The 4,434-nt window shown below is 43.8% G+C and carries 5 protein-coding genes and 1 tRNA gene; 1 reads left to right on the forward strand and 5 read right to left on the reverse strand.

Translation table 11 applies throughout. From position 1 onward, the window contains the following. A partial coding sequence (locus tag ACI4N7_RS04915) for a hypothetical protein (protein WP_439732251.1) occupies positions 1 to 180 on the forward strand: 180 nt, incomplete at its 5' end. Between the two features lie 163 nt (positions 181 to 343). On the opposite strand, the gene ACI4N7_RS04920 is transcribed toward ACI4N7_RS04915, so the two are convergent. The 5 genes from ACI4N7_RS04920 to ACI4N7_RS04940 form a co-directional block, all read right to left on the reverse strand. Then, positions 344 to 715, reverse strand: coding sequence for a four helix bundle protein (locus tag ACI4N7_RS04920; protein WP_439732252.1), 372 nt, complete (start codon positions 713 to 715; stop codon positions 344 to 346). A 180-nt stretch (positions 716 to 895) separates the two neighbouring features. Beyond that, entirely contained in the window at positions 896 to 1,600 is a 705-nt protein-coding gene (locus ACI4N7_RS04925) for a TVP38/TMEM64 family protein (RefSeq protein WP_439732253.1), read from the reverse strand. A 684-nt stretch (positions 1,601 to 2,284) separates the two neighbouring features. Further along, positions 2,285 to 3,781 (reverse strand): threonine synthase, encoded by a 1,497-nt coding sequence (thrC, locus tag ACI4N7_RS04930; RefSeq protein WP_439732254.1) that lies wholly within the window; start codon positions 3,779 to 3,781, stop codon positions 2,285 to 2,287. Between the two features lie 213 nt (positions 3,782 to 3,994). Then, positions 3,995 to 4,070: transfer RNA gene (locus ACI4N7_RS04935), tRNA-Lys, on the reverse strand. A gap of 169 nt (positions 4,071 to 4,239) precedes the next feature. Further along, positions 4,240 to 4,434: hypothetical protein (locus tag ACI4N7_RS04940; protein ID WP_439732255.1), on the reverse strand; the 195-nt coding region annotated here is incomplete at its 5' end.

Consider the following 4,434-nt stretch of genomic DNA (forward strand, 5'->3'; position numbering starts at 1 on the left):
CACCGCCCTTTTTGTATTCTCTGCATCAGCCGTTGTCAGCTTAGAGCCATTTGCTCTATGAAAGCAATGATTACAGCAATTAAAAATTGGGAATGTAGAATGGAAAATGATTGTGGCGGTGCTGTTTTTATATTGGCACCGCCCTTTTTGTATTCTCTGCATCAGCCGTTGTCAGCTTAGAGCCATTTGCTTTATGAAAGCAATGATTACTGCAATTAAGAATGTAAACTGGTGATAGCAGCGCTTAAATCAGCGCTGCTTTTTTATACAGCAAAAGAGGTTATTCCCATGCCCCAAAGCAGTGTTTGGAAATAACCTCTTTCTGTTACTAAGGAAGATCCTATTATAAATCAACATCCCTATTCATATTTATTTTTGTTTTCTTTATGATGGCAATGAGTATTTTTCTTATTTCTTCACAATCTGCATATAAGGACTCGAAATTATCTGTCATCACATACTTGCCGTGATGCAGCAGTCTCAGCCAATACAGCGTCTCTCCACACTCTTTCAATGAAATATACATTTTTAGTAAAAAATCCTTCTTACTGATTGCATTCTGTGCTTCAACCACATTCGCTCCAATACTTGTACCGGACCGAATAAGCTGCCTCGATATTTCATATTCTTTGAAATCAGTTCGAAGGACCTTGCATAAATCAATCATCCTGTAAGCAAAATTTTCCGTTTTTCTCTGTATGATATTTTCCTTCATGGGGCACCTGCAAAAGACTAAAAAACACTGCACTCACTTTCCATTCTTAATTATCTATCACGACTATTCAGATAAAATGGTCCCATCTGTGTTTTCATCATTGCATCTATTCCTTTATCCTCGGCGCCTTCCATTTTTTAAGGCGCCGCACTTTCATTCTCCATTCTTCATTTTCCATTTTTAATTGCCTTTCACTTTATTTTTTCTTCTGTTATAGTACCAGACGCCTCCATAAATAAGAGTTACCAGGATAATCAGAATGGTGAGGCGGAAGGCATGCTCCTCCATATTGACTACGTCGTGTCCCAGTACCACTTCAAGGGCAGTGGAAGGAAGCTTGCCTATGAGACAGCCCAAGGCATACTGGCGGAAATGCATGCTCGAAAGCGCTGCTATGGCCGTCACAAGTCCATTGGGCATATAGGGAATGGCCCGGGCAGCGGCAATAGCCTGCCAGGAATCATAGGAATCCAGCTTTTTCAACGTCTTACTTTTATTAATAATATTCATGGCCATGCCCCGGAAAAGGGTACGCATGACATAGAAGGAAATAATGACCCCCACCGTTTCCGCCAGCCAGGAAATGATAACGCCCCAGAAAAGTCCAAAAATCAGCCCATTGGCCGTTGAAATGAAAATAGAAGGAAGAAATCCCACAATATTGATGACAACATCAATAAAAAAGCTCATGAAAGCGGCATATATGCCAAAGCTGTGCAGGTAAGCTATAGTTCCCCTGAGGTCCCCGTCTTTAGATAAATGGTAAATAGTAGGATAAAAAGTCGGATCAAAGAGGTGGATAGATGCGAGCACCACTATCATCAGTGCAAGTATGGAGAGTCGGAATCTGCGCTCCCCTTTCTCATTCCAGTTGCGATATCTCATAAGAAGCCTCTATTATTTATTGTTATATATGTACAGGATACGCTAAAGCCAGGCCATCAGCAGAAAAACACTGTTAACTGTTAAAATCACAGAATCAAATCAGTGCTTTTCTGGTTTCCGCAGAATTTCAATCCATCACCGGTTGTGCCATGATGGCATTGATTTTCCCCCAAGTCATCCTGCCGAAACAGGCAGCCTGTAAAAAAATATACTCTTTGATATAATATGGCTGCAGCCCTGAATATATCTGTCTCTCATGGTCAGTATACAGGGCAGACGTTCTGTCCTGCTGCTTTACGAAACAGTTTTCCCTGTTCCTGTCACCACGGTTCGACAGGCGGCTGCTCACCATCAATCCTATTGGATTCTTTTTAAATATATCATACCATTGTTTTAAATAAATTTAAATCAGTTGATGGAAGCTTACCGGTACAGAAAAACCGGCGAGGTGCTGTATGGTAAGGAATTAATAAAGCTAAATAAAGGCGGCGCCTGATGGCGCCGGTAAAAGATCCTTATGATATTTCACTGCAGATCAGGAAGAAAGCTTCTCATTTCGACAACGGAAAAGCGCCTGCAGCCATCGCTGCCGCAGGCGCTGCCTGTGATAACCGGTCATCAAGCTTTTAGAGAAAAATGGTGAAGGGCAGCAAACGACCTGCGCAAATCACCACCGCCGGTGATTCAGTTCTTCTTTATAATTTCCTCTGCATAATCACGAATGGCATCTGCCATGTCCTTTCGATCAATGGTTTCCGTAAACCGTTTGGGACGATTCTCCAGTTCTCCCAGCTGAGAGGGAATAGAAATGCCCGTCTTATCAGAAATTTCCCGCAGAGTATCATAAGGGCTGTCCATTTCTTTCAGTCCCAGGGATTTGGCTACAACACCGGGGAACTTATACGGGTGGGCCGTGCTGATGATCACTGTATGGGAGTGACGGGCAATTTTGCCTTCCCGCTTTAGATGGTCATAAACAGAGTAGGCTACCGCTGTATGAGGATCCATGAGGTAGTCATAATTTTCATATACCTCTCCCATGGCATGGATCATCTCCTCCGGTGCAGCCCAGCCGCCGGTCATTTCCATGCCTGCTTTATGGAATGCCTCTTTGGAAACCTGGTATTTTCCTTCCTTTTTCAATTGTTCCATGCTGTCTTTCACTTGTTCCGCAGAGCCGGTGAGATAGTACAGGAACCGTTCAAAATTGGAGGAAATGAGAATATCCATGGATGGTGCTTCTGTGGTGTAGAAGGGGCGGTTAATATCATAAATTCCCGTTTCAAAGAAATCAGCCAGCACCTTATTTTCATTGGAAGCACAGATGAGCTGTCCAATAGGAGCGCCTGCCTTCTTTGCCAGCCAGGCAGCCAGAATATTTCCAAAGTTTCCGGTAGGCACGACTACATTGAAAGTCTCGTCCGGTCCGATGGACCCATTCTTCAAAAGCTGCAGCCAGATCCAGACATAATACACCACCTGGGGCAGCAGGCGGCCGATATTAATCGAATTGGCACTGGAGAAGAGCACTCCCTTCTCTGCTTCTTCCCTGCGGAGACTGCTGCCGAATACCTGCTTCAGCGTTCCCTGTGCATCATCAAAGTTTCCTTCAATGCCCAGGACTTTCACATTATCCCCCAGCTGTTTCTGCATCTGATCCTGCTGCAGGGGGCTCACGCCATGAGATGGATAGAAAACCATAATATGGACACCCGGCACATCCCGGAATCCTTCCAGCGCCGCTTTGCCTGTATCCCCGGAGGTTGCGGTAAGAATCAGGATTTCCTTTCCGTCCTTCTCCTGCTTTTTGGCATAAACAAGAAGGTAGGGAAAGAGTGAAAGGGCTAAATCCTTGAAAGCACAGGTTCTTCCATGAAACATTTCTGCCATGGAAAAAGACTGGGACAGCGTTTTTACCGGCACGATCTCTTCCGTTTCAAAAGTGCCTGTATACGCACTGTGCGTCAGTTTTTTCAGCTCTTCTGCCGGAATATCGGTAAGGAAATGAGACAGTACAAAAGCCGCCAGCTCTTCATAGGTCATATCCTTCAGTTCATCGGCCTGCAGAAAAGGGGCAGGCAGGCTTTCGGGCACATAAAGGCCGCCGTCATCGGCCAGCCCTTTGACCAGAGCTTCTTCTGCCGTCACTGTTTCATTACTTCTGGTACTTCTGTATTTCATAGGAACACCTCCGCAGATATTTTCATTTGGAACTATTCTATCATAAATTGCAGAAGAGAAATAGGGCAGCAGCAGAGGACAGCTGACGGAATATAAAGAGGTTGGATGGGGTATCCTTACAAATTTTCTGCCTTTCACAGGAAAGAAGCCTTATTATAAAAACAGTATTTTATACAACAAAAAATCCCACGAAAGTTCGTGGGATTTAAGTTCTGGTGGACCATCAGGGGTTCGAACCCCGGACACCCTGATTAAGAGTCAGGTGCTCTGCCAGCTGAGCTAATGGTCCGTTCAACGAAAATGATTATATCATTTTCGACGCTTTCTGTCAAATCTTTTTTTCTTTGAGTGAAAAGGATTTTTCAGAACGCAGCCCTTATCGGGCAACAAGGATACTATACCATATCTCTCTTTATTTTTCCAATTAGAAATAAATGAGAAAAATCATATACAGACATTCAATAATGGATGCCGTACTTCTTTTTCAAATCTTCAATATCCTGTCTCATGTCCCGGTCACATTCTTCCAGTGCCGATTTGAGATTGGGAATTTTTTGCCGGGCCATGAATGCTTTTTTGGCACTGGCCATTTTATAAATATGAGCCAGCTCTTTTTTGTAAGATGCCATGAATTCCTGCAGTTCTTCTTCCGT

The sequence above is a fragment of the Dialister sp. genome (genome assembly GCF_051885895.1).
GTDB lineage: Bacteria > Bacillota > Negativicutes > Veillonellales > Dialisteraceae > Dialister.